This is a genomic window from Bacteroides cellulosilyticus DSM 14838 (genome assembly GCF_000158035.1).
In the GTDB taxonomy this organism is placed as follows: Bacteria; Bacteroidota; Bacteroidia; order Bacteroidales; family Bacteroidaceae; genus Bacteroides; species Bacteroides cellulosilyticus.
In genome coordinates this window covers 1-2,216 of the sequence record NZ_EQ973494.1, presented here as the reverse complement: position 1 = coordinate 2,216, position 2,216 = coordinate 1, and the positions used below count along the sequence as shown (strand labels likewise).

Here is a 2,216-nt window from a genome sequence, read left to right as displayed (position 1 = left end):
CCCGCTTGAACGGGGTTATTTAGTAATGGAAAGCAACTGCGTAATAGTCAGATTCTGCTGTATATTTATTCATTGTTACCCATTTAAACAGAGCTGTGCCTGATGTCGTATTTATATTACTTATTTTTAGGCCGCATTCATCTCCACCGTAAAAGTCTGTATTATAAAATCTGCCTTCAATGAAAACATTGGTAAAAAATCTTGGATAGTATTGAGTTTGCTCTCTATTTACGCTCCAGTCACCAATATTAAATAAATCTCTTAAACCAGGCCAACCAAGTATGAACCAACCATTTCCCATACCATTTATTACGCTAACGGCTGATTGATAGTGGACATATGTTGCTACCCGTATACAATATACGTTGTTGATCTTATATGCCCACTGTCCGCGTCCAATAGGTAGTCGGTTATAGAATGTAATAGTTAGATTTTGGAAATAAGTGGATTCTTTTGATGTAAAAGTATACGAACCTAATGATGCCCCAGAAGAACTACCATCCATATTCGTATTACTGCCTCCGGCTATAGCAAGTTTGAATGTATCCCAAGGCTCGGTGATGCTCCAAGTATGTGTATTGGTTAAAGTAAACTTACTGTTGAAGGAAGCAGGTGTATTTAATCCGCCGGGAGAATTGATTGAAAAAGATAGTTCTTGCTTTCCATATAACGCTTCCTCATCTTTTATAAATAAATTAGTATTAGCATCTCCGGTTGCATTGTAGTATATACAATCATATGGAGTACTAGACCTCAGGTTAGGGCGTGAAGAAACATATTCTATAGTATGAGTCACTTTTTTACTTGTATCTTTGGAATTACGAATATCGAAGTTAAACGTTCCGCTATCGTTGTAAGTACCTGATCTGATTCCTATCCGGTAAACTTTTGTAGAGTTGTTTTCGCTGCTAACAAGGCTATATGTAAAGTATCCATTACTACAGTAGAAATCGTTTCCTCCCAGCGAATATACTTTTATTTGATAAGTGGAAGTCGCTCCACTTTTTACTTGCTTGGCAGTCATCTTGGTTCCATTGTAAGTATTGGTTTTAGGCAATGGAGAACCTACAGGTATTATTGTCGGTGCTTGGAATTCTCTCGCAATATTCACCGTCATTCCCATGCCTCCTGTTGCATTAGTGAACACGATTTGCGTATCATCGAAACTTGCTGCGTCTTCTATCAGTTTAAAAGTGAAACTTACTGTTTTACTTTCCGGTGTGCTACGTGTAGACGCTGGGGTAATGTTCTCCAACCATGACGGGCACCTGCTTATAGTAGGTTTACTGTAACTATCCATCGTTAGGGTGAATTGCTTGTCCTTGATGATAGGCATAGTAAGCGTGGCAGTAGTGGCTGTTATAGCTGAAAGACTGATTCCTGCGCTTGGACTTGTTATTTGTAAGTTATTGATTCGGTTGGGGAGTAATTTCACTTTGATATTCTCGGCTTTTATCTCTTCCGAACGATTTTTCAAGGCTACGATGATTTCTTTTTCAGTAAGATTGACATCATCCGTGCTTGCCCACCGGAAAGTATATTCTTGTGTAGTATTTACACTTGAAGTAGGATTAACGGTAATGCCCGAATTGGCTGGAAGTTCCACTTTGCTGCCGCCAATAGAAGTGATATTTATCGTGCCTGTAGATGTATTGGTGCCGATAACCTGTACCAGATAGAGTATATTGTCCGTTGCATCCCATTTATTTACTCCGTCGGGATTCATTGTTCCGCCTGTGGGTTCTACGACAGGAGTACCAAAGGTCGTATCTATTAATATCACTTCTTCACTGCCCCCTGCTTTATCTGTCAGGTGCAGGATACCACGAGGATAACTGCTACCTGTGTAACTTTCATTGAAAGAAATTTTGTACTTCACTTGTTGCGTGGCTTCTGCCCGTGTTGTGGTGACGGGGACTTCTTCCAATTTCAACCAGCCGTCAGTAGGGCTGTTACCGTTATAAGTCAGTTGTGCATTTACCCCGGCATTGGAACCTGTGGAGATAGTAAAACTACTTCCTGCTTTGAGCGCCAGTGTCACAATATTGGTGCTGATGTCGTAAGTGGTTTCACCCACAGGCAGCAAATCAGCTACTGCGATTGTCTCCAATCCGTTGTCGGGCTCGTAATCATCTATATAGTCACCCGTTTCCCAATCCACCAGACGGATATTGGCTGTCAGTTCAAAAGGGTCAGCTTCTGTTATCTGCACCGTA

At 40.8% G+C, this 2,216-nt stretch carries 1 protein-coding gene; it reads right to left on the bottom strand.

All coding sequences use genetic code 11. The features are described from left to right. Nucleotides 1-19 precede the first annotated feature (19 nt). On the bottom strand, nucleotides 20-2,216 hold a 2,197-nt coding region (locus tag BACCELL_RS22340), incomplete at its 5' end, for a hypothetical protein (protein ID WP_007214374.1).